Annotated in this window: 21 protein-coding genes and 1 tRNA gene; 16 read left to right on the top strand and 6 right to left on the bottom strand. The window is 39.6% G+C overall.

Going from position 1 to position 22,611, the window contains the following annotated elements; translation table 11 throughout:
- Position 1: 1 nt before the first annotated feature.
- The 11 genes from rplE to rplQ all read left to right on the top strand — a co-directional run bounded on the left by rplE (position 2) and on the right by rplQ (position 7,274).
- On the top strand, positions 2–559 hold the full coding sequence (rplE, locus tag BN3769_RS01870; RefSeq protein ID WP_068466978.1) for a 50S ribosomal protein L5: 558 nt from the start codon (positions 2–4) through the stop codon (positions 557–559).
- A gap of 18 nt (positions 560–577) precedes the next feature.
- Positions 578–979 (top strand): 30S ribosomal protein S8, encoded by a 402-nt coding sequence (gene rpsH, locus BN3769_RS01865; protein WP_068466976.1) that lies wholly within the window; start codon positions 578–580, stop codon positions 977–979.
- A gap of 20 nt (positions 980–999) precedes the next feature.
- Complete coding sequence (rplF, locus tag BN3769_RS01860) at positions 1,000–1,536, top strand: 50S ribosomal protein L6 (protein WP_068466974.1); 537 nt, start codon at positions 1,000–1,002, stop codon at positions 1,534–1,536.
- 16 nt (positions 1,537–1,552) lie between these two features.
- Positions 1,553–1,924, top strand: a complete 372-nt coding sequence (gene rplR, locus BN3769_RS01855; protein ID WP_068466973.1) for a 50S ribosomal protein L18 — start codon at positions 1,553–1,555, stop codon at positions 1,922–1,924.
- A 34-nt stretch (positions 1,925–1,958) separates the two neighbouring features.
- Entirely contained in the window at positions 1,959–2,456 is a 498-nt protein-coding gene (gene rpsE / locus BN3769_RS01850) for a 30S ribosomal protein S5 (RefSeq protein ID WP_068466970.1), read from the top strand.
- A gap of 5 nt (positions 2,457–2,461) precedes the next feature.
- Positions 2,462–2,914, top strand: coding sequence for a 50S ribosomal protein L15 (gene rplO, locus BN3769_RS01845; protein WP_068466968.1), 453 nt, complete (start codon positions 2,462–2,464; stop codon positions 2,912–2,914).
- A gap of 352 nt (positions 2,915–3,266) precedes the next feature.
- The gene (gene secY, locus BN3769_RS01840) at positions 3,267–4,634 is read left to right on the top strand and encodes a preprotein translocase subunit SecY (RefSeq protein ID WP_420885314.1); all 1,368 of its coding nucleotides are present in this window, start codon (positions 3,267–3,269) and stop codon (positions 4,632–4,634) included.
- Positions 4,635–4,763: 129 nt separating this feature from the next.
- A complete protein-coding gene (rpsM, locus tag BN3769_RS01835) occupies positions 4,764–5,132 on the top strand; it encodes a 30S ribosomal protein S13 (protein ID WP_068466963.1) in 369 nt (122 codons plus the stop codon).
- 72 nt (positions 5,133–5,204) lie between these two features.
- Complete coding sequence (gene rpsK, locus BN3769_RS01830; RefSeq protein ID WP_420885313.1) at positions 5,205–5,558, top strand: 30S ribosomal protein S11; 354 nt, start codon at positions 5,205–5,207, stop codon at positions 5,556–5,558.
- Positions 5,559–5,711: 153 nt separating this feature from the next.
- On the top strand, positions 5,712–6,839 hold the full coding sequence (locus BN3769_RS01825; protein ID WP_068466960.1) for a DNA-directed RNA polymerase subunit alpha: 1,128 nt from the start codon (positions 5,712–5,714) through the stop codon (positions 6,837–6,839).
- A gap of 6 nt (positions 6,840–6,845) precedes the next feature.
- On the top strand, positions 6,846–7,274 hold the full coding sequence (gene rplQ, locus BN3769_RS01820; RefSeq protein WP_068466957.1) for a 50S ribosomal protein L17: 429 nt from the start codon (positions 6,846–6,848) through the stop codon (positions 7,272–7,274).
- Positions 7,275–7,343: 69 nt separating this feature from the next.
- Here rplQ and BN3769_RS01815 read toward each other — a convergent pair whose 3' ends face one another.
- Entirely contained in the window at positions 7,344–7,781 is a 438-nt protein-coding gene (locus BN3769_RS01815) for a hypothetical protein (RefSeq protein WP_068466955.1), read from the bottom strand.
- 117 nt (positions 7,782–7,898) lie between these two features.
- Complete coding sequence (locus tag BN3769_RS01810) at positions 7,899–9,452, bottom strand: tetratricopeptide repeat protein (RefSeq protein ID WP_068466954.1); 1,554 nt, start codon at positions 9,450–9,452, stop codon at positions 7,899–7,901.
- Between the two features lie 301 nt (positions 9,453–9,753).
- Between BN3769_RS01810 and gap the strand changes: the two genes are divergently transcribed.
- Both gap and BN3769_RS01800 read left to right on the top strand, forming a co-directional pair.
- Positions 9,754–10,779 (top strand): type I glyceraldehyde-3-phosphate dehydrogenase, encoded by a 1,026-nt coding sequence (gap, locus tag BN3769_RS01805; protein WP_068466952.1) that lies wholly within the window; start codon positions 9,754–9,756, stop codon positions 10,777–10,779.
- Between the two features lie 809 nt (positions 10,780–11,588).
- A complete protein-coding gene (locus tag BN3769_RS01800; RefSeq protein WP_068466950.1) occupies positions 11,589–12,779 on the top strand; it encodes a hypothetical protein in 1,191 nt (396 codons plus the stop codon).
- A 63-nt stretch (positions 12,780–12,842) separates the two neighbouring features.
- Here BN3769_RS01800 and BN3769_RS01795 read toward each other — a convergent pair whose 3' ends face one another.
- Positions 12,843–14,906 carry an SH2 domain-containing protein gene (locus BN3769_RS01795; protein WP_068466948.1) on the bottom strand — a complete coding sequence of 688 codons (2,064 nt, stop codon included), beginning with the start codon at positions 14,904–14,906 and terminating at the stop codon, positions 12,843–12,845.
- A gap of 801 nt (positions 14,907–15,707) precedes the next feature.
- On the opposite strand from BN3769_RS01795, the gene BN3769_RS01790 reads away from it, so the two are divergent.
- The 3 genes from BN3769_RS01790 to BN3769_RS01780 all read left to right on the top strand — a co-directional run bounded on the left by BN3769_RS01790 (position 15,708) and on the right by BN3769_RS01780 (position 17,840).
- Positions 15,708–15,791, top strand: a tRNA-Leu gene (locus tag BN3769_RS01790).
- Between the two features lie 175 nt (positions 15,792–15,966).
- Complete coding sequence (locus tag BN3769_RS01785) at positions 15,967–16,380, top strand: hypothetical protein (protein WP_154017779.1); 414 nt, start codon at positions 15,967–15,969, stop codon at positions 16,378–16,380.
- A 542-nt stretch (positions 16,381–16,922) separates the two neighbouring features.
- Positions 16,923–17,840 (top strand): DUF3800 domain-containing protein, encoded by a 918-nt coding sequence (locus BN3769_RS01780; RefSeq protein WP_228840592.1) that lies wholly within the window; start codon positions 16,923–16,925, stop codon positions 17,838–17,840.
- An 825-nt stretch (positions 17,841–18,665) separates the two neighbouring features.
- Here the strand turns inward: BN3769_RS01780 and BN3769_RS01775 are convergent.
- The 3 genes from BN3769_RS01775 to BN3769_RS01760 form a co-directional block, all read right to left on the bottom strand.
- Positions 18,666–18,866, bottom strand: a complete 201-nt coding sequence (locus BN3769_RS01775) for a hypothetical protein (RefSeq protein WP_068466944.1) — start codon at positions 18,864–18,866, stop codon at positions 18,666–18,668.
- A 503-nt stretch (positions 18,867–19,369) separates the two neighbouring features.
- Positions 19,370–20,740 carry an NAD-dependent succinate-semialdehyde dehydrogenase gene (locus BN3769_RS01765; protein WP_068466940.1) on the bottom strand — a complete coding sequence of 457 codons (1,371 nt, stop codon included), beginning with the start codon at positions 20,738–20,740 and terminating at the stop codon, positions 19,370–19,372.
- Between the two features lie 270 nt (positions 20,741–21,010).
- A complete protein-coding gene (locus BN3769_RS01760; RefSeq protein WP_068466938.1) occupies positions 21,011–22,285 on the bottom strand; it encodes an F-box/WD repeat-containing protein in 1,275 nt (424 codons plus the stop codon).
- Positions 22,286–22,611: the final 326 nt, after the last annotated feature.

The following is a 22,611-nucleotide window of genomic DNA, read 5'->3' as shown; positions in this document are numbered from 1 at the left end:
AATGTCTAGGTTAAAGAAGAGATATCTAGCTGAAGTTAAGCCAGAATTGCAAAATAAGTTTGCTTATAACAACCCAATGCAAATTCCTGGTTTAGTGAAAGTCGTGATTAACATGGGAATTGCGGAAGCGTCTAAAGACAAAAATTCTATCCAGGATTGCGTCAAGGAAATGACTATGCTTTCCGGTCAAAAACCTGTTATCACAAAAGCCAAGAAAGCCATTTCTAACTTTAAACTACGCGAAAAGCAACCTATCGGTGTGAAGGTGACTTTGCGTGGTGAAAGAATGTATGATTTTATTGACCGTTTTGTTAATATCGTCTGTCCTCGTATCCGCGACTTTAGAGGCTTTCCTTCAAAGTGCGACGGAATGGGAAATTACACATTGGGTTTGGATGATCAACAAATTTTCCCAGAGATCAATCTAGACGAAGTTAAAAGAACGCAGGGAATGCATATCACATTTGTGACAAGCGCCAAAACAGATGAAGAATGCATTGAGCTATTAAGATTACTTGGCGTTCCATTTAAAAACTTACCGATTTCGGTAGCAGCTTAAAGAATAGGAGAAGGAATCATGGCAGTCAGTGACCCATTAGCCGATTTCCTCACAAGGATTCGCAACGCCACTAAAGCTCAGCATCGGTATGTAGATGTCAATTGGAGCAAAATGAAGCAGACCCTTGCTGAGATTCTCAAAAATCAAGGATTTATCGAAAATTATCTGGTTAAAGTTGATGAAGGTCAGCGGGGAACGATCCGTTTATTTTTAAAATATACAAATGGTCGTCGGCCTGTTATTCAAGGTTTAAAAAGAATTTCAAAACCCGGTTTGCGCAAATATGTTGGACACCAAGATATTCCTCGCTTTTACGGCAATATGGGCTTATCGATTGTCTCTACCTCTCAAGGTGTGATGGCAGGCAACGAAGCTAGCCAGCGTGGAATTGGTGGTGAACTTCTGTGTTTGATTTGGTAAAGACGAAGGAGTAAGTGACAATGTCTCGTAAAGGTAAACTTCCCGTTTCTATTCCTAAAGGAGTAGATGTTAAGGTATCTGACACAGAAGTAGCCGTTAAAGGTCCAAAGGGATCTTTGACGCAAAAGCTTGTTCCGGGCGTTCAGGTTAAAGTTGAAGGCGATCAAATCGTTGTTTCTTTGGAAAATGATGAAATCGCTCATTACCATGGCCTTTACCGCACCCTTATTCAAAATATGGTGCAGGGAACAACCGAAGGATTCGAGAAAAAGCTTGAAATGATCGGAGTCGGATACCGTGCAGCTGTTCAAGGAGATCTCTTGGACTTGCAATTAGGCTTTTCTCACCCTACAAAGCTTCAAATTCCAAAAGGGTTGACCGTTAAAGTCGATAAGAACACCCTGATTGTTATTTCTGGATTTGATAAGCATCTCGTAGGACAATTTGCCGCAACAGTACGTAGCAAGCGTCCACCTGAGCCATATCAAGGCAAGGGGATTCGCTATGTAGGTGAATATGTACGTAAGAAAGCAGGTAAGGCTGCTGCTAAGAAGTAATCGCTGAAGGAATACTATGATCAATCAAGCTAATAAAAATCAAAAACTACGCTGCAAGCGTGCTGTTAGAGTACGTAAGCATCTCCGTGGAACAAGCACAAAGCCACGCCTGTGTGTAGTGAAGAGCAATAATCATATTCAAGCCCAGCTCATTGACGATGAAACAGGCACTACATTAGGCGGAACAGCGACATTTGCTAAAGAGTTCCGTAACACAGAGTTCAGTAGAAAAAATAAAGCATCTGCTCGGAAACTTGGCGAACAGATTGCTGAGATTGCGAAAAGCAAAAATATTAAAGAGGTAGTCTTTGACCGAGGACCCTTTAAGTATCATGGGATCTTGGCCGAGCTTGCTGATGGCGCTCGTGCTGGAGGCTTACAGTTCTAAAGGGATAAGGAAGAAAAAGGAATAAGGAAGAGTCATGGCAAAACACAGTGAGTCTCCAAAAAAGGAAAAAGCAGAGACCGAGCTAAACGAAAAAGTCTTGTACATTAACCGCTGCGCTAAAGTTGTTAAAGGGGGCCGTAAATTTAGCTTCTCAGCCCTTATCCTGGTCGGAGATGGAAAAGGACGCGTTGGGTATGGCTTTGCAAAGGCAAATGAATTGACAGATGCCATTCGCAAAGGTGGAGAAGCTGCCCGTAAGAATATGGTCAACTGCCCTGTTGAAGGAACAACGATTCCTCACGAAGTGATCGTGCATTGGGACGGAGCAACCATTCTGCTTAAACCTGCTCCGGCAGGAACAGGCGTAATTGCTGGTTCTAAAGTCCGAGCAGTTCTCGAATTGGCCGGAATTAGAGATGTGATGGCGAAGAACTTAGGTTCAAGCAATCCGATCAACCAAGTCAAAGCCACCTTTCAAGCAATTGAAAAATTGTCAACCCGCGAAGAGATTAAGCAGAGAAGAGGGTTATAGGAATTATGATTAGTTTACATACACTTAAAGATACAACACGTACGCGCAAAGCTAGAAAGCGCGTCGGCCGTGGTATCGGTTCCAAGCACGGTAAGACATGCGGACGCGGTGAAAAAGGCGCCGGTTCTCGTGCTGGTTACAAAAGACGTTATGGAAAAGAGGGTGGTAACATGCCTCTGTTCATGAAATTGCCTATCCGTGGTTTTAGCAACGTTCAATTCCGTCGCGAATTTGATGTCATCAATTTAGATCAAATTGAGGCTGTTTTTCAAGATGGCGAGACAGTAAATGAGCAAACGTTGAGAGATCGTGGAATCATTAGCGGTAAATCTCATGGAGTGAAGCTCTTAGGCAACGGGGAACTCAAGAAGAAGCTTAAGATTCAAGTTCAGGCAATTTCTGACGGTGCGCGCGAGAAGCTCACTAGAGCAAAAATTGCTTTTGAAATTGCAAAATAAGCGAGAATTTAGCTTAATAGCGCTCGATTAGTTTTTATCTGACAGACTAGGGCGTGTTCCCAAATTTATAATGCCTATTGAAGTTTATCCTTCGTTTGGTTGCAATGGATATTCGTGAGCTATAAGGATTATGGCTCACGAATTTCCATTATAACCAATTTGTAGGGACTTAAAGATTGGTAATTGTAAATTTGGGAACACGCCCTAGGCCACAAAAAAATACAGAACGGTAATTTAATCTGAGCTTTCGTATTTTCTGTGGTTATCATTCATCGAAAGAATAATCAAATCACGCAAAAGAGTTTTCTCTTTTGAGGTAAAGAAAGCAACCTATAACCCCAAGATAGAGATGCTGAACGGATTAAAACGCGTTTTTCAAATACCTGAGCTAAAGTCGAAAATTCTTTTGACTCTTTTATTGCTGGCTGTTTGTCGCATAGGGAGCTTTATTCCAGTTCCTGGAATCAATGGAGAAGTGGCTGTTAGCTTTTTTCGCCATGCAACAGGAGGAAGTCAAAACCTCTTTCAAATGGTCGATATTTTTTCTGGCGGTGCTTTTTCTCAAATGACCGTGATTGCCTTAGGCGTCACCCCTTACATTTCTGCCTCCATTATTATGCAGCTCTTGGTTGCTTTAGTGCCGAGCCTGCAAAGGGACTTGCGAGAAAATGGTGAAGTAGGAAAGCGAAAAATCAATCGATGGACACGCTTTTTAACGATTATTTTATCCTTCCTTCAATCAGCGCTATTTGCCAAATATGCCTTGCAGATGAATCTATCTCGCCCGGGTATTGTGGCAGGAGAGCTACTAGATTTGACAATGTTCGGTGTGCCTTGGCTCTTTTACATTATTACAATTTTCACCATGACGACTGGAACCATGTTTTTAATGTGGGTCGGGGAACAGATTACTGAACGAGGAATCGGCAATGGAATCAGCTTGATTATCTGTTTAGGTATTTTATCGCAGATTCCAACGGCAATGGGATTGGTTTTACAGCAGTTGAACTTGGACTCTCAAGAGCCCGGCCAAATGAATTTTTCTTCGATTTTGGTCTTGGCAAGCGTTTTTGTCCTCGTCACGATAGCCACGATTCTAGTTATTCAAGGACATCGTCGTATTCCTCTGCAGCATGCCCGGCGTGTAGTAGGGCGACGTGAAGTTCAAGGGGGAAGTTCGTATATTCCTTTAAAGATTAACTATGCAGGCGTTATCCCTGTTATTTTTGCCTCTTCTCTTCTCATGTTTCCTGCGACGTTAGGAACATTTATTGGGCGAGGCAATTGGCTTGGAGAGATTGCTAATTGGATGTCACCTGGAAGTGCGTTGCATCTTATCCTGTTTGTGGCTTTGATTATCTTCTTTACCTACTTTTGGACCGCTACGCAATTCCGTCCCGACCAAATTGCATCGGACATGAAGAAAAATGGGGCATTCATTCCAGGAATTAGGCAAGGCAAGCCTACACAAGATTATTTGGAAAGCACAATGAATCGAATCACCTTATTGGGTGCTGTATTCCTCGCGCTTATTGCCATTCTGCCGACGATGGTTAGCCGTTTGCTGGGCGTTTCCCAGACGATTAGCTATTTCTTTGGTGGAACCGCCCTGCTTATCTTGGTTGGTGTCGTGTTGGATACAATGAAGCAGATTGAATCGCACCTTCTCATGAAGCGCTACGATGGATTTATGAAAAAAGGCCGCGTGAGAGGGCGTTAATAGGTAAAATGATTTAAAAAATAGGCTCTCAAGCTTTTAGAGAGTTAGTTGCAGATTAATTAGAGTTGCAATAAAAAGAAAAGTTCTATACAATTTACAGTTCGTTTTTGGAAAAATTAGGAGAGTTCAATGCCTAGGGTAATAGGTATCGATATACCAGATAACAAAAGATTAGAAATTAGCTTGACATATCTCTTTGGAATAGGTCGTCACTTGTCTAATGAAATTATTGCTAAGTTGGGTTTAGACCCCAATATGCGTGCGAATAAGCTTACACAAGATGACATTGCACGTTTGAACGGCCTGCTTCAATCTGAATATGTTGTAGAAGGAGATTTACGACGCCAAGTTCAAAACAACATTAAGCGTCTGATTAGTATTCACTCTTATCGCGGTATGCGCCACCGCCTTGGTTTGCCTGTTCGCGGTCAACGCACAAAGACAAATTCAAGAACACGTAAAGGTCGACGCAAAACTGTCGCTAATAAGAAAAAATAAGAAGAGGAGTTCTTAGCTTTGAGTAAGCAACCTGCAAGTACTAAAAAAACTGTTAAGACGAAAAAGAAAGTCATTCAAAATGTTCCATCGGGAATTGCACACGTTAAAGCAACCTTTAACAACACGATAATTGCTATCACAGATCCATCAGGAAGAGTTATTTCTTGGGCGTCTGCAGGGAAAGTCAATTTTTCGGGGTCTAGAAAATCATCTGCTTTTGCTGCTACTGTTGCAGCCCAAGATGCTGCTAAGACTGCTATGTCTTTAGGCATGAAAGAAGTAGAAGTGAACTTAAAAGGTCCTGGAGCTGGCCGTGAGTCGGCTGTGCGTGGATTACAAAGTGCAGGCTTAATGATTACAGCCATTAAAGATACAACGCCTGTTCCGCACAACGGATGCCGCCCGCGCAAGCGTCGTCGAGTATAAAGATAAACTATTGTGAGTGGTTTGGCTTGCCTTTACATTGCTGTTGATGAATAATCAGCAGGAGCTATGGGATTTGATTTAACCGATATTGCCTCATTCAATTCGTTGCCAAAACACTCATAATCTTCAACTATTACTATTAGGAGTCACTTCATGTCAGTTAAATACGGCAAATTTGAAATGCCTCAAAGGATTTCAGTCGATCAAGAATCGCCTGAGTCTAACTTTGCCCGTTATATTGCTGAGCCTTTTGAAAGAGGATTTGGACATACGATTGGAAATGCACTGCGACGTATGATGTTGTCGTCTTTAGAAGCACCAGCTATTATTTCCGTTCGTATCGAAGGAATTCCTCACGAGTATATGTCCATTGAGGGAATTGTTGAAGATATGACCAATATTATCCTCAATTTCAAAGGGGCATTATTGCGTAAACTTCCTATGGACGATACTCCTAATTCAAGGGAAACTCGCATTCTGACGAAGATTGTCGAAGTTACGCAAGATGACCTAGATAGCAACCATGGTCAATATGTGGTTACACTGGGTGATGTTGTACAGGAAGGCAACTTTGAAGTTGTCAATCCAGATCTTCCTTTGTTTACGGTTACAAAGCCAATGCGTCGTCAAATCGACCTGCGCATTGCTTTTGGTCGCGGCTATGTTCCTTCCGAGCGCCACGTCGTTCGCGATAAAACCTCGGATGAGATCTTAATCGATTCAGCTTTTTCTCCTGTTCGATTGGTCAATTATTTTGTCGAGAATACACGGGTTGGTCAAGATACCGATTTTGATCGCTTGATTATGGACGTCACGACAGATGGCCGTATTACTCCCGCCGAAGCCTTAAGTTTTGCTGTTCAAATTGGCCTCAAGCATTTTGAGGTATTTAACCAATTTAACAATTACGCCCTTTCTTTTGACGAAAAAGGTGGGGATCGCGATGGAGATCAAGATGAATTAATGGACAAGCTTTCGTTGGGTATTGACGAAATCGAATTGTCCGTGCGTTCAGCTAACTGCCTCACAGGTGCAAATATTGAAACACTGGCAGAATTGGTTTGCATTCCAGAACGTAGAATGTTAGAATTTAGGAACTTTGGTAAAAAATCCCTTAATGAAATTAAGGCAAAATTAAACGAAATGGGATTGCATCTTGGCATGGACTTAAGCCGGTTTGGCATTACACCTGACAATGTCAAGGAAAAGATCAAGCAATACCGTGAAGAGAAAAAGAAAAAGAAAGAATTAGTAAAACACGAAGAGATGCCAAATAGGTAGACAGTTATGAGACACCTCAATCAAACATGTAAGCTTAATCGAACCACGTCTCACAGACGTTGCATGTTCGCCAACATGTTGAAGTCGCTAATTACAAATGAGCGTATTCAAACAACAGTGCCTAAAGCTAAAGCGCTGCGCCGTTATGCCGACCGCATGATTACGTTAGCTAAGAAAAACACGCTTGCTGCGCGACGCCAAGCGATTGCAGAGCTAATGATCCGCTTTAACCCTTTGACTCCTAAAGAGCAAAGAGCAGCTAAAGAAGGAAATACAGAAGCTTATAACGATGATCGTCTTGTCATTGGTAAATTATTCGATGAACTCGCGACTCGTTTCTCTCAACGCCAAGGCGGCTATACACGTATCGTTAAGCAAGGCCACCGCGTAGGCGATAATGCTCAAACTTGCATTATCGAGTATTTAGCCGACTAAATAAAATTCTAGCTTAAGAATTTAAAGCTTAAACTGATATAGAATCAGTTTAAGCTTTTTTATTTCATTTCAGGTTCTGTCTGCTCTCTTGCTCCGTCTAAGGGTTCCCTCAATTGTTGTACCGATTTCAAGCAGGTCTCCCGTTCTTTGAAACCATATCAACCCTTGATTTAAGTGCAGTTCTGCTTTAGAAGCGGAATCGATTCGGTCAGTCGTCAGCTGAGAAGAGAGGTCTATGACGTGATATCTTTTCTTTTCCTCAGGCGATGTATAGTAGCCAATAAAGTAGCGGTTGGAATCTCCCGCTTTACATTCAAATTCTTGCGTCATTTTTTGATGGGTACTGCCTTTTTGAGAAAAAATGTTCAATACAATTTTCCATTGATCTTCGCTTAGTTGTTCCGGTATCATTTCTATTTTTATTTGATTCCTAGGGAGCGAGCAAGTGAGTCTATCTCCCGAATGAATGGTGACAATGTTATTGGCTGGAATAATATTAAAACTCATAAATTTCCTTAAATTTTTAAGAAGGTGGATTAAAACTCATAATAGCCTATATTTGAGCTAAATTTTTCTCTAAGAAAAGCACTCGAATCTAGATCATTCGCAGCTTTAAGACATTTTTTAAGCATTTTTATAGCATTCTTCTGTCGGCTTGACAAAACGCGTGGCATTGGGAAAAATTAATCTTCTGTCACTTCTGGCCACATTTCTTCCCTCGCTATCTTTGATTGCATCGAATTTATAAACATCTTCTAGGGTAGAGAGGTAATCGGCCACTTTATGATCAAAAATGGTCAACGTATGGCTGGCTACTCCTCGGTCTTTCGTCTCATGGCGAGGAACTCTAAAATACATATCCGAGATCGTTTTAAGAACGCCTGGATCTTTAATTTCCTCCTCAATCGTGTTCATGGTCTCATGCTTCATAATCTGCACATTTGGTGCAGCTTTTAGAATATTATTTTCAGCAAAATGCGTCAAATAAGGGACAACCACACTGACTTCGGATTTAAAAGAAGGAGGAACATTATCTTGAATAAACAGACTCATCTGTTCACCTGAATAAGAGGCATCATCCATAAAAACAACCCTATCAATGTCTGAATGCTTGCTCAGATAAGAATGAATGTTTTGAATATCAACGACCTCATGGGGCAATTGCTTTAAATGCGGCAAAGAAAGTTCTAGAATCCATTTATTGCTTTTATTCTCGCGGACAGCAACGACATACTTTTCTCCGTTTTGCATGCGTTGATTTAAATCGTCAATGCTTTCTCTTAAATGCGTCTGAAAAGTCTCAAAAGATACATGGTTGGTATGCGCCACTATCTCCTTTGCTGCTGGCTGGCAATCAATGGGATGCTCTTTAATCCATAGTTCGGCTTTAAGGGAATTCGGAGCATTGCTTCGCGCCGGAATGAAAGGATTAACAGTTAATTTAATTTGATAGTCTTTCAGGTCAACTGCTTGCTGCAGCACAGTTAAGGACTCTGTCATTTTCCCTTTTGTACGGTGAAGCGAAGAAGAAGACAGATCGGCAAAGAGTTCTCCTTTAAAATTTTTAATTTCATCGAGTAACTCTCTTGTATCGCGCTTTTCCAAGCTCTTTAAGAAAGGATTTTCCTCTACAATAGAGGAATCGGGAAAATCTTGGCCTAAAATTCTATAGAGAAAATAGGCTTTTAAATGGCCCTCTTCTTTTTCTCCTAATAGAATAAAGGAATCAGCTAGACGCTTTAATTCTTCCTGTCCTTCCGGCATTTCCTGGAGTTCTCTTGCATAGGCTTCTAAATCATCGAACTCATTTCGATAAGCCGCTATTTCCACTTGCTTGCCTTTATAAGCGGTATTTTTCTCCTCACGAAGGCTAAGAATCGCATAAATAATCGCTGCTTGCTTCAAGTGTTTTTCTCGCTTAGGATCCTCAATATGCGCTAAATAAGCATCAGCCAGGCTGGATAAAGCTTGATTATTTCCAATATTTTCCAAGGCCATTTTTTTGAGAATTTTGGTCCCTTTCTGATGCTCCTCCTTTTGAAAAGAATCACTGACAGATTGAAGCGCTTGTTGACCAATACTGACTTCTTTGCTGGCAGAAAGAGGGGAAGATGAATGAGCTAATTCTTCAATAGAAGAATGATTAAAAATGGGTAAATTATCATTTGAAACATTCATGGTATTACGATTAGTAAAATAATGATATTAATACTATCCTATTTAATTATACAATTAATAAAATTAATTTTAAATTAATTAATTTTTTACTAAAGAATCAGTTTTTTTTGTTAAAATAAGAGAGGGGAAAAAGCAGAATTTATTTAGATAAGGCTGTTATAAAAATGTTTTTCTGAAAGACTTAATCGAATCTTTTAAGGAATCCTTTAGACTAGAAGAAAAGTCTAGCTAATGGGGAGTTTTTCTTTACAATCCCTATTAAATCTTTTATTTTCATATCAAATCTTGAAAGGGAGACTTTATGACAATTAACGTAGCTATCAATGGATTTGGAAGAATAGGAAGGTTAGTCTGTCGTTTAGCTTGTGAGAGGGAAGATCTTCGTATTGTTGCCATCAATGATATTGTCCCTGCTGATAACTTAGCTTATTTATTGAAATATGACTCTACGCATGGTCGGTATGAGAAAGACGTGTATGCAGAAGACAAGGCAATTGTCGTCAATGGGCATCGCATTTTGGTTTTTTCCGAGAAAGATCCTCAAAATTTACCTTGGAAGGATCTGAAAATTGATTATGTGGTTGAATCGACCGGATTATTTACCACGCTCGAAGGGGCAGGCAAACATCTGACGGCAGGTGCTCAGCGAGTAATCATTTCCGCTCCCGCAAAAGGAGAAGTGCCAACCTTTGTCATGGGCGTGAATGAAGAACAATACAATCCTGAAAAAGATCGCATTGTATCGAACGCCTCTTGTACAACTAATTGCTTGGCGCCTATTACTAAGGTATTGCTGGATCGTTTTGGAATAGAAGAAGGCTTAATGACAACCATTCATGCCGTAACGGCTTCTCAGCCAACAGTTGATGGCCCTTCCAAGAAAGATTGGAGAGGAGGCAGAAGCGCGAGCCAAAATATTATTCCGGCGTCTACGGGAGCTGCTAAAGCCGTCGCTCTTTGTCTCCCTCAAATCAAGGGAAAGCTGACGGGAATGGCTTTTCGCGTTCCAACAGCGGACGTCTCAGCCGTGGATTTAACGGTGCGTCTAAGCCGTCCCGCTAGCTATGAGGAAATATGCCAAGCAATGAAAGAGGCGGCAGAGGGATCGATGAAGGGAATTTTAGCCTATTGCGATGAACAAGTCGTTTCGACAGATTTTATCGGAAGTACCTATTCGGCCATTTTTGATAAGGATGCGGGTATTGCCCTTAATTCGACTTTTTATAAAGTCATTGCTTGGTATGACAATGAAATGGGATATGCGGCCCGTGTTGTTGATCTTCTGGTTTATATGGTTTCTCGTGAAAGGACATTTGCCATCAAATAGAAAGACTAGTAAACTAATAGTGAGTTTTAGGAGTTTACAGAAAAAGCAATCGAACGATCCAATCTATTGATTAATTGCCGCTTCACTCGGCTTTGACTGTAAATATTTTCGCTGAGATGTTCTCAGCATATATGTTGAACCAATTTAATAAGGTGTTTGCTTCACGCTTAGACGGAATAATGAGTCATTTCTTCCCATGTGAAAGAAAAAATCTAAGCAGATGCTTGAAAGTAAATTTTGTTAGAGGCCTATCTTCGTATGGAAAAGGTTTAAAATCCATCCCGTTTGAGAGCAAAAGGCAACTCAATCAAGGACAATAAGATTCTAAAATCTTTTAAACGAAGAGCAGCGTTCATAAGTCAGTTTAGGCTGTTGAATTTGCTTGCATAGGCAGCCGCTTGGCATTCCTATGGAAATCAAGAGGAAAATCGAATTTTGCCGGCAAAAAGACAACCATTGACTAGAATGTTTATGAACGAGGCAAAGCTTAGAAATCCAGCAAATCGTTTGAAAAAGCGGTTGATTGCGCCTTAACTTTTATCTAAAGATGTTTGAAAAAGTGTATTTCAAGACACCTTACACTATGGATTGTGTCCGATTTGAATTTAGATAGGTCTTTAGGTGAATGTTAAAGCCGGTTGCTGGCAAGCATGTTTTTTGCTCAAGATAGGCAAAATCTATCAAAATTTATGCCTTTAAGCGTTAATCCGTCCAAGCCTCATGCAAGCATATTCACTCACCTTGTTAAGTTGAAATAAACGAGAGTCGTCTATAAGTAGACTTAAACGCTTAACAATGGATGAATTACCGTGGATTTTACTCGAGAACCCATCATAGAAACCATTATCACCCCAAAAGAAGGTTATAAGCTCGTTATTAGAAGCAGCAAAAGTATCGGTCAAGAAGAATACTTTGTAGATGCCGTTGAAATTGTCGCTTTTGGCCATGCCCTTTTTTTTCGTTCTTTAGAAAGGCCTAAATCTTTTCTTGTCCCCGTTGTCGATTACGAAGTCGTAGAAGTGAGAGAAGCCCGCATGGTCTTGAAAAATGTGGGAATTGATCGCTCCATTAAGATAGGAGGTGGGCGAGAAGGAACTTTAAAGGCGACTAAGGAAGTGGAAAAAAGCGAAGCCATCTTAACAGAAGAGGGGGAAGCCGCCTCTGAGCAGGAAGAAGCGTCGCCTCAAGTGGCAGAGCCTGCTACTGCCGAAGCGCGTCCTGAAGTCCGATTAGATAAGAAGCGCGATCGTCGCCGCCATTATCGCAAGCGAAGAGGGGGGCGTGAAGAACGGGAAGAGGCTCCCAAAGAAGAGGAGACCGCGGTTCCCAATCTGCCTCCTTTAGAAGATGAAAAGGTCAATATTCCTGCACCGGAAGCCGGAGCAGAGGCCGCTGCTGAAGGATCGTCAGCCTTGTCTTCCAGTCTATTATCTTCTTTGCTGCAGCCGCCGCCCACATTGATTTCGGAAACGATTAACCGCTATCGTGAAAATGCGCTCTTTAAAAATGCCTTTTTCTTGACTGAAGAAGAGCATTATAAGCCTCATGACAAGGTGCAGGAGCTATTAAATGAAAATGATGATGAAGATTTTGCTCCTTCTTTGCAAGAGCCGACATATGTGTCAGAAGAAGCTGTTAAATCGGAAGAGCCCTCTAAATCTGCTATAGAGTCTCAAGAGCAAGAGCAGTCGGCAATCCAAGAGGAAGCTTCTGATTCAGAGCAAACAGACGCTCATTTTCTTTCAGGTCAAGAGGAGTTCCCTATAGAAAGAGAAGAGGCAGAGGAAGACATAAAGGAAGCAGATAAAGAACTGTCTGAAAATGTCCCGTTTGAGCAGCCGGAAGAAGACTCTGAAGCTAGCTTGCCTTTGTATGCGGAAGAGGATGAGAAAGTAGCTGAGCAAACATTTAAAGAAGAGAAATTTGAGCAAAATGAGTTTATTGCTCCGGAGAAAGAAAAGGCATCAAATAACCATAAGCATGGAGATGAGGCTTTTTAAGAATTCCGAACAAATGAGTCGGGACAGAGGCTTGCCATAATTTACTTATGGCAAGCTTTTTTTTTAAGATTTAATTTGAGTCGCTAAAATTGTAAGATTATCTCCATTGCGCGTAGACATGTTCCTTAAAGCCTTTTCTTTAAGCTGTTGAGTCATGCGAGATAAGGGCTCTTGTTGGCTTATTGTTTCCACAATGGCATCTTCAGGCAAGAAATCCTTCAAGCCATCGCAGGCTAAGACAAAATAATCTCCCTCAAAAATAGGTAGACAACTAATTTTGGGCTTATGCGTGATAGCCGGAGTGGATGATTTTCCGGATTTTTTGATATAACTGTCGCCAAATGCCCGGCTGACATTTGTGCCGTAAAATCGAACGGACTTAGGATTTGTTGTTTCAGACGGATGATAATGAGGTCCCAAGGCATCCTTTCTGCGAAGGCTGTCTTGCACGCTTAGCCAATCGCGTACGCAAGATAAAGGAATCGATTTCATCTTTCCATCGACTAATCTATAAATATTGGCTTCGCTGTCCCCTAGTGTAGCTGTGTAGACAAGATTGTTTACCTTATCGATATAGCAGATAACGGCAGTTGATCCTTGATAATCCCAACTGCTATTGGCTATTACTTCTTCCTCGATTTTTTGGAAGATCATTTCTAAAGCAAGGTGAACATTGCCATCCGATTCTTTTAAGATTTTCTCGAAATCTCTTTCAAAGATGAATTTGGCATGATTTGAAACTTCAGCTCCTCCATGCCCGTCAAATACTGCTAAAGCATCCCATTTTTCATGTGCCAGATGCAAGTGCGCATCTTCCATAGTCGGCCTGGGACCTTTTTCTGAGATAATGCTTAGATCCGATAACTGAAGGGGAGCTTGATTTAAAGAGGAATGGATGGTTAAAGGCACTTTAGCTAAAGGCGCATAGCACGATTTGTCCTTAGCTTTGCTGATATGCTCTTCCATTGCTTTTATGGTATTTTTGGTCATTCTAGCCATTAACTCGACAGGATCTCTTTGAACGGGAGACCAGGGACCTGCGGGCCTTGACGAGACCTTTACCCTTTCTTTTGCGCGTGGCGCAGGTTGAAGTTCTTTTTTAGAAATTTTTTCTGCCTTGTTATTCCGGCTTGGCTTTTCTTTAGACACTTTTCTAGACTGCATCTCTTTGGACGAAGGAGACGCCTTAGATTTTTTTAATTCTTTTGTTTTACCTGCCGGCTTAGAAGACAGCTTTTTTCTAGCTGTTTTTTCTGTTTTCTCCTTTTTTATCCTCGCTTTCTCATTTTGGCTTGTTTTGACTTGTGAAATGTCTTTATGATGCAAAGGCTGAGGTTGCTGAGGGAGAGACTTGCTTTTATATGCCAACGCTTGGGCTTGATTTATTCTCTTTCCATTTTGGCATAGTAAATCATAAGTCTTTTGTTCTCGGACAGCAAAATGCGTAATCCGGTTATCCAAGTTCAAACTAATGATGTGCTCTCCATATTGTTGCTGATCAAGCAGCATCCAGGAGCCTGCTGGAGCCTTTTTAAGAATGTGTTCAATCTCTTCTACAGATAAGTCTGTGATTTTGTCGGGATCTGCATCTAATAGCGTTCCTAAGCGTTTATACTCTTCGGCAACGGTTTTGGTTAATTGTCCAGGAACAAGGCAGCAGGCATCATACATCTCTTTATTAGAAATGGAAATGTGCTCGAACTGTCCCTTTACTTTCCTGCTCACCACATAAGCTTCTACATTTTCACTGTAGCGGATGAGCCAAGAGCCATCCGGAGCAACGCGAAGAATGGCTTCTGCTTCTTGTCTAGATAGCGTGTTCAAATTTTGCGGATCTGTTTTTAATTGCTCTTGAATTATTTGGTTGACTGTCTTAAGAATGACATTCTTAAGAACCGGAAAATTTAAAACATCAATTCCGTGTCGGCTAAATTTCTTGGGAAGATTTTTTTCGAGATAGCGGGCAGCGGCCATATCATTTAAATGTCGGAGCTTCTCGCAAGCCGTCTGTACGATTTTATTCATCTGAGCGGCTTGATTTTGATCTAAACGTGAATCTTGGATTAATTGATTAATCGTCGATCCCATTTGTAATTGAAACTGATTGGACAGGTTTTGTATTTGCATATTACCTTATTTAAAATTGTTTATTAAATTATTTATTTTTTTTGATTATTTAAAATAAATTAGTATTTGCTATTAAACAGTTAAATAGTCATAAGTGCTATAACAAGCTCTAAAAAATATACGCCTAGGCGAAGAGTAATCCGAGCGATCTGTATTATTTAAAATTAAGGATAAAGGCTAACTAATTTAATTTTTTGTGAGTGTCGAGCAGAAAAGTTTTTTGCTCAGAAATTCAAAAGTTTAAAATAAATAAAAGTGCCAAAGTGTTAAATGAGATGTTAATCTATTTAATTTAACTTTAGTTGATATCTTTCCTTGTCTTGAACTAATATTTATATTAAAATATTTTTTAAATAAGAGTAAATTATTTTTTAATAATTAATTTGTTGATTACTTTTAAAAATTTAATACTTTCTTTTTAAAAGTGTATTAACCTACTTTAAGAGTAGGTCTTGAAAAGAAGAGTTAGGTTGCGCCACTCGCACGGCTTGTTTAGTCAGCAGGCCTGTTCTTCTCTATGCCATTCAATGTTGAGTTTAAGAAAATTTCTTAGAAGCTGCCCTAAAATTCATTCGCATCTATATGTAAGATTATTTTCTTTCAAAGAACGCGCATTCAAGCCATTATAAGATATTTAAGAGGCATTGTGGGATAAAGATTCAGCCTATTGAATTATCAGAAGTTGATTAATTTAAATGGCTTAGGGTGGGAAGTGTAAACCGGGATCAGAAATTTTATATCCCTTGCTGAAAAATGCTTGACTCTTTAATACAATAACAATTAGATTGCTTATTCAATTTCGCTCGGATGGTGGAATGGTAGACACAAGGGACTTAAAATCCCTTGCTCTTTACGGGCGTGAAGGTTCGAGTCCTTTTCCGAGCATGCCAAACCGTTAGAAGGTAGGTCTTTGACCTAGTTACCTTCTCTTTAAAGGGCTTAAGTTTTAATTAACTTAAGCCTCTTTATTATCTGAGTGGTTACTACATAGCCTCCAAACCATTGAAACAAATATGCCATGGTCCACTATTGGTCCAGGGCAGATAAGATGGAGGTTAAAGTGGCAAACATTCAAACAAGAAAAAATTCTGATGATTCTATTGGTTATCGCGTGCGCATCCTCATGGCAGGTATGCCTCTTCTAACAAGAACTTTTCCAACGTATAAAGAAGCTAAAATCTGGGCACAGAGAAAAGAAGCTGCAATCCGTGAAGGAAGAGACTTTCCTAAACAAGATGATAAGGAAAAGACCTTTAGTGACCTTGTCGATCGTTATATCGGAAAAGAACTAATAAAAAAGCCTAAGAGTTATCAAAAGCAAAGTCAGCAGTTAGCTTGGTGGAAGAAGCATTTAGGTAAATATTTTTTATGCTATATCAGTTCATCTATGATAGCAGAATTAAGAGTCGTCTGTTCCCAAAAATCTTCCCAATCTGAAAAATATGCATCTAATGTGGCTGTAGCCTTTTCATAGGGTGTAGAGGAATTGGAATAAGAAAGTGTTCTTTCAATATTTGAATAATTTCCAAGAAGCTTTTTCATCTTCTTAACTTCAATTAGCTCTCATATAATATTTCTTTCTTTTTCATATTAAGCTTTAAATTTTTAGATAAGCAATAAATAAACTAAATGTTAGGAATATGGCTCCAGCCACAAAAGATTTGAAGTTTCAGAGACTAATATCTTGGTAAGTTGACCTGTAGGATCCATAAATCTCCAATTTGGTGGTTTAAATTTCGATAACGTTCTCTTACCGAAAGCTAGAAAAGCTACCATAAGACAGGATTTTTCCAAGATATGTCCTACTCAAGATTTTGAAATTTATTTTTTTGGTTGGTATCAAGCAATTCCAAATTCTAAAAATGTTAAAAATTGCCTTTGGATTGGTCTATGAACATTATTGAGTTATCAGTTAATCTTATAGCATAGCGATTCTCGAATTGATTTTACGTATCTTTAATAGCTTCATTTCATTAAATTAAGTAGCCATTAAGAGATGAAGAAAAAGTGATCAAAATGATAAAGTTGCCATCTGTAATTACACAAGTGGTAGAAATGGATAAGGAATATATCCTCTATTGTGATGAATCTGAAAAGTTAGGTCTTTTTTATTCTAACTTCTATGGCGGAGTAATGGTAGGAGCATCACAATATGAGCATATTGTGAAATCATTAGAAGATGCCAAGAAAAATCTTAATCTTTTAGGTGAAGTAAAATGGTCTAAGGTGACAGAGCAATATTTAGAAAAATATAAGGAATTAATAAAAGTATTTTTCTCTTTTATTAAGGTTGGACATTTAAAAGTTAGATTGATGTTTCGTCATAATGCCAATGAGCCTATTCTTTCAGAGGATGATCAAAAAAATTCTTATTTTAAGCTTTATTACCAATTCATTAAACATGCATATGGACTTGAATATGCTCAATTGGCGATTAAACCTACGAAAGTAAGGTTGTATTTCGACATATTTCCTGAAAATCGAGAAGCTGCTTCTAAATTTAAAGGCTATCTTCTTGGTCTGAACAGAAATGCTAAAATTAGATCGGTAGGGATTTACTTTCAAGAAGAAGACATAGCAGAAGTTCGTTCGCATGAACATGTCCTTTTACAATGTTTAGATATAGTTTTGGGAGCCATGCATTTTCGTTTAAATGACAAGCATAAAGAACTTTTACCAGGAAAGCGACGCCGAGGAAAAAGAACGATTGCCAAGGAGAAGCTTTATAAATCAATATTAGACGAAATAAGATCAATTAAATATGAGCTTAGGAATTTCAATATTGGGATGACAACATCAAATATACCTTCTACAAGATGGAAAGAGCCTTATCTACATTGGAGTTTTGTGCCTTATAATAGCATTTTTCGAGAAGGATTACGAAAAGGAGAAAGTAAAAAACCCCAACTGGTCTACACAAACTCTGACGCATAACGTCAGCCTTCAACCAAATCAGGGTTCACTTCTAATTATATCTGGTTTCCCTTTTTTTTGTATGATAATTTAAAGGTATAATATTTGGAATATACATATTAGATTGTAAGTTATTCACTTTCAATGCAATGTTAAAAATAAACATGTAGACTACATTAATTTCTTAAATGTAGTTTTCTTATCCATAGATCAATTTAAGAGTGATGTCAAAACTCCTGGTCCACAGGTGGTCCATTATACGGTGCGATTTCTCATAATTTCTCCCAACAAATCAATATTCTTAAATATTACTAATTGGTAGATTTTGTCTCGAAATGGCGCGGAATGTTAGTTAGGAATGCTTTCAGGACTTACAATCCCTTGCTCTTTATGGGCGTGAAGGGTCGAGTCCTTTTCCGAGCATCTTTTTTCAAGGCCTTATCCCAATCAACAGCTTTTTTCTTTAATTATTAAAATCATCCACCTAATCCATTTCAATAATAGGAAAGCGATTGGCGTGATAGATCTTCACAAGGCTGTTTCTTATGCTTAATAGCCGTTGTCCTGCATGCGCATCCCTTTAAGAAAAATAGTCGATACAATGGTAATCTTTTAATCCTTTCTGAAGCCAGGCAATGAGCAGAAAAGGCATGCTAAGATCTTCAAGGAAAAGGTTTGCAATAGAGTATCAAGCTTGTAACTATCTATAGTTATTTCTCATGAGTTACTCAAATAGCTCCTTCTATGCGTTAAAATGAAAAAAATGAATGACGAAGAGCTGCAAAAGCATTTAACTTATATGACTGGAAAAAGTTATTGAATGCTTTTTGATCCAAATCTAACTTTTTATTTAAGATTCTCCAATAGTCTTTTCTGGAGCATGTCACAAAATTGCTTGCTCAATTCTAAATCGTCGTCTTTTAACTCTAACTGAACGGATTTTGGAAGATAAGATTCTTCTGAGCTAACCAAAAAAGAGATCAATTGAGGATTGTCTATTGAAAAAAGAACCTGATCGATTTCCCATTCCATTGTTCGTGTTTGCATAATAATCCTTAAGATGGCTTCAAAACCTGAGTGTGGAGTTTTTTTTGCTCTTTTTACGTCAGTCCAAAGGGCAAAAAAACTCTAAACCAAGGTTAAAAATTAAGTTAGAACCTGCATGAAGACGGGGTATGCCTTTTCTCAAACAGGTTTCAAAGTTTCTACTTTTTCAACGCGTGCTCCAATTTGATCTAAAGTCTTTTTAAGGTCAAATACATAGTTTGCCTTGTACTGTTTTTGCTTTTGGGCATCAAATGCTTCAGTCAGGCCTTCTCGATTCTTTTCTTTGGAAGGTATTTGAAGAGATAAGGCTTAAAACCTAAATTTGGAGTTTTTTGCCCTTTGGACTGACGGGAAAGCTCTTGCAAATGAATAAATGGCAAGGCAATCAATATTAAAAATAGGGACCGTCTTGCCATTTGTTCATCTCCGCAGCTTTGACGCAGTCGAAAGAGCCAAAACTCCAAACTCAGTTTGGTAAGCATTAACAGTTTATTGAGATAATTTTATGGATTTATGACAATTGTTTTAATGTTGACGAATTCTTTAATGCCGACATAAGACAATTCACGGCCATAGCCGCTTTCTTTAATTCCGCCAAAAGGCAAACGGGGATCCGAATACACTTGCGCATTCACAAAGCAAGATCCTGCCTCAATTTTTCTAATGGCGATGTCTTCTCCTTTTTTAAGGTCTCTTGTAAATACGGCGGCGCCTAAACCGTAGGGCGAGTCGTTCGCTATTTGAATGGCCTCTGTTTCATCGCGAGCAGAAATAATGGCAGCTACGGGGCCAAACAGTTCTTCTTCATAGGCAGGCATGCCTTTTGTGACATGGGTCAAAACCGTCGGTGGATAATAATTTCCTTTTCCTTCCGGAATCCGGCCTCCTAATAAACAGATCGCTCCCTTTGCTAGACTTTTTTGCACTTGCCCGTGTAATTGATCGCGCAAATCTATCCGTGCTAAGGGGCCGATCTGTACATCTTCGGACAAGGGATCTCCCATTTTGAATGCTCGCATTTTTTTCACAAATAAGTCTTCAAATTGCTTGCGGATAGCTTCTACGACAATAAAACGCTTTGCGGCAATGCAACTTTGGCCTGAGTTAATTAATCTTGCTTTGGCACATATTGTAGCTGCTTGCTCTACGTCGGCATCTTCTAAAATTACATAGGCATCGCTGCCTCCAAGCTCAAGGACTGTTTTTTTGATGCACTTTCCGGCTCTTGCTGCGATCATTTTGCCTGCTTCTGTGCTGCCTGTCAGCGTCACTGCCCTGATTGTTGGGTTTTCAATGAGTTGTTCTGCAAGGGATCCCTTAATCAATAGGGTCCGAAAGACATTGTCCGGAAATCCCGCTTCGTGGAAAATCTCTTCAATTGCTAGAGCGCAGCCAGGAACATTTGATGCATGCTTTAATGCGCCGACATTTCCTGCCATCAGGGCGGGCGCAGCAAAACGGAATACCTGCCAGAATGGAAAATTCCACGGCATAATGGCCAGCACCACGCCTAAAGGCTCGTAACAGATCAAACTCTTTTTAGCCTCTGTTTCTATCGCTTCTTTTTGCAAGAATTTTTCAGCATGATCCGCGTAAAAATCGCAGGCCAAGGCGCATTTTTCCGCTTCTGCTTGTCCTTCTCTGATCGGTTTTCCCATTTCCACTGACATTAATCGCCCGTAATCGGGGGCTTTTTTTCGCAAAATGGCGGCCGCGTTTTTCAAGTGCCTCGCACGCAGGGCAAAATCGGTTTCTTTCCAATGCAAAAAAGCCCGATGCAGCTCTTCAATGATTGTCTCTGCTTGTTCTAATGATAATTCCGGATAGTCTTTAATGATCTCGCCTGTGGCAGGATTAATTGCTCTCATGGCCATTGTCTTTCTCCTGGATAGTCATCTCAGCTTATCCCATCTATCAGAAATAATGTTGCATTTGAGCGCGCCAAAATCCCGGGGCAACGTTATTTCTGATAGATGATCTTATTTCTAATCAACTTAACAAAGAGCAAAAAACTTCAAATTCAGGTTAATACACTTTTTTAGGATTTTAAATATAGGCTATAAGAACCTAAAGCCTAGTCTTGAAGGCAAAGCCTTGGAAATGAAGGATAGAGTGGGATAGGATACCCACTCTGGAAATTTGATTTAAAGAATTTGGCAGCAATAAGGCTCGAAATTCACCTGAGAAACGCGTTTTGTTACATTTAATGGCTGAACAGCGTGTTCGAAATTATAAAGAGTATAAAAGTTCCTTCGCGTAATGTGAGAATTTTCCCTCTTGAGGAATTCTGTTTGAATAAATAACTGCGCACCGTTCGTCACAAAATTAGCATTTGTGTTTATTTTGATCGTTGAGAGAAGGCGGCGCTTCTTGATATCTACTAGCAGCAATTCTTCATTATTGCGAATGAATAACCAATTTTTATAAAAACCCATGCACTTCTTTCCAATTAGGGATATGGATAGGGTATGAATGCAAGTCAGCTTTCCCTCTTTTAATTCATCTTCCTCATCTTTGAAGATTTGGATTTCACCGTTAGCTTTTTGGATGGCCAGATAAGGACCTGCACTGGCCATGTCGTAACAAGCATTAAGGCCGAAATTAAGGCTGAGATCGAGTTCTGTAATAGTATGATCGCTCTTGCGAATCTTAATTGTCTTATCGACAAGATCATGTATGCCTGGATATCCTGTACAAATGATAAAGTGGGGAGTCGAAATCAGATCGGTTATGATATTTATTCCACTGGTTGATACATCAATGCTTTGCATAGGCCGGTCTGAATCGAGATCCCACATGTTCACTTCGCCTTCAAAACCGGTCAAAATTTCTTGACCGCGACAATAGATCTTTCCGCGGATGAGGCCTAAATGAAGAGAGGGAGCATACGTCTTGAAACAGGAACTTGTCTGAATATCGAAACAAAGGATTTTGCCGCTGCTATCCAGAACGACCCATTTCTTTTCATCGATTGCAGTGCAAAGAATAGAATTGCACCCATGATCCTTGAGATCAATCGTTTTGATGGTATTGGTCATGCAATCTCGAATCAAATAAATCAAGTCTTGCTGATGGCAGATTTCTATAGGTGTATGGGCTTCTAAAAGTGTAAAATCGTAAAAGCTATATCTATGGCCGCATGAGGGGGGATATTCTATTACCTCTGCTGCCGGTTTCATCCAATTGCCGATAAGTTTAAATCGTTTTTTCCAAGTTCCTTCAGAAAGAGAAGCTCGTGATTTAAAAGGAGAAGGATCTTCTAGATAGTCCTTACAAATCGCTTCCCATAAATTATCAATAAGAGCTGCTTGAAAATTTTTGCTGACAGATTCCAGTTTAGGTCGCTCTTTTGGTTCTAAAAATTCAATAATGGAAGTCCACATGTCTTGGGGTAAAGAGCTCCAATTTATATTACTCATCAACATTCCTTTTAATTATGCGATATTATTTGAATGGAAAAAATGAGTAATTATTACAGGATTGTCTAAAAAAACAAACTTCTATTGGCTTTAAAATTTATTATATGCGATAGCTACGAAGGGCAGCGCTACTTATATGGCTTGAGGATGCTCTAGAGTACTTGTCCATGGAGTCCAGCCGTACTTCTATTTATGGCTATTGTCCATGCGTCACGCATGTGGCTTATTGTATAATAGAAGTTAAACAATCGCGTTTGCAATCAAATCTCTAGCTATAACAAGCTAGGGAAGGAAAAACTATTGGCTAAGGCATAGCAAGCCTCTCA

This window comes from Candidatus Protochlamydia phocaeensis, from assembly GCF_001545115.1.
Lineage (GTDB): Bacteria > Chlamydiota > Chlamydiia > Chlamydiales > Parachlamydiaceae > Protochlamydia_A > Protochlamydia_A phocaeensis.
Note: the sequence above shows the minus strand (reverse complement) of the source record. Positions and strands in the feature narration are given on the sequence as shown.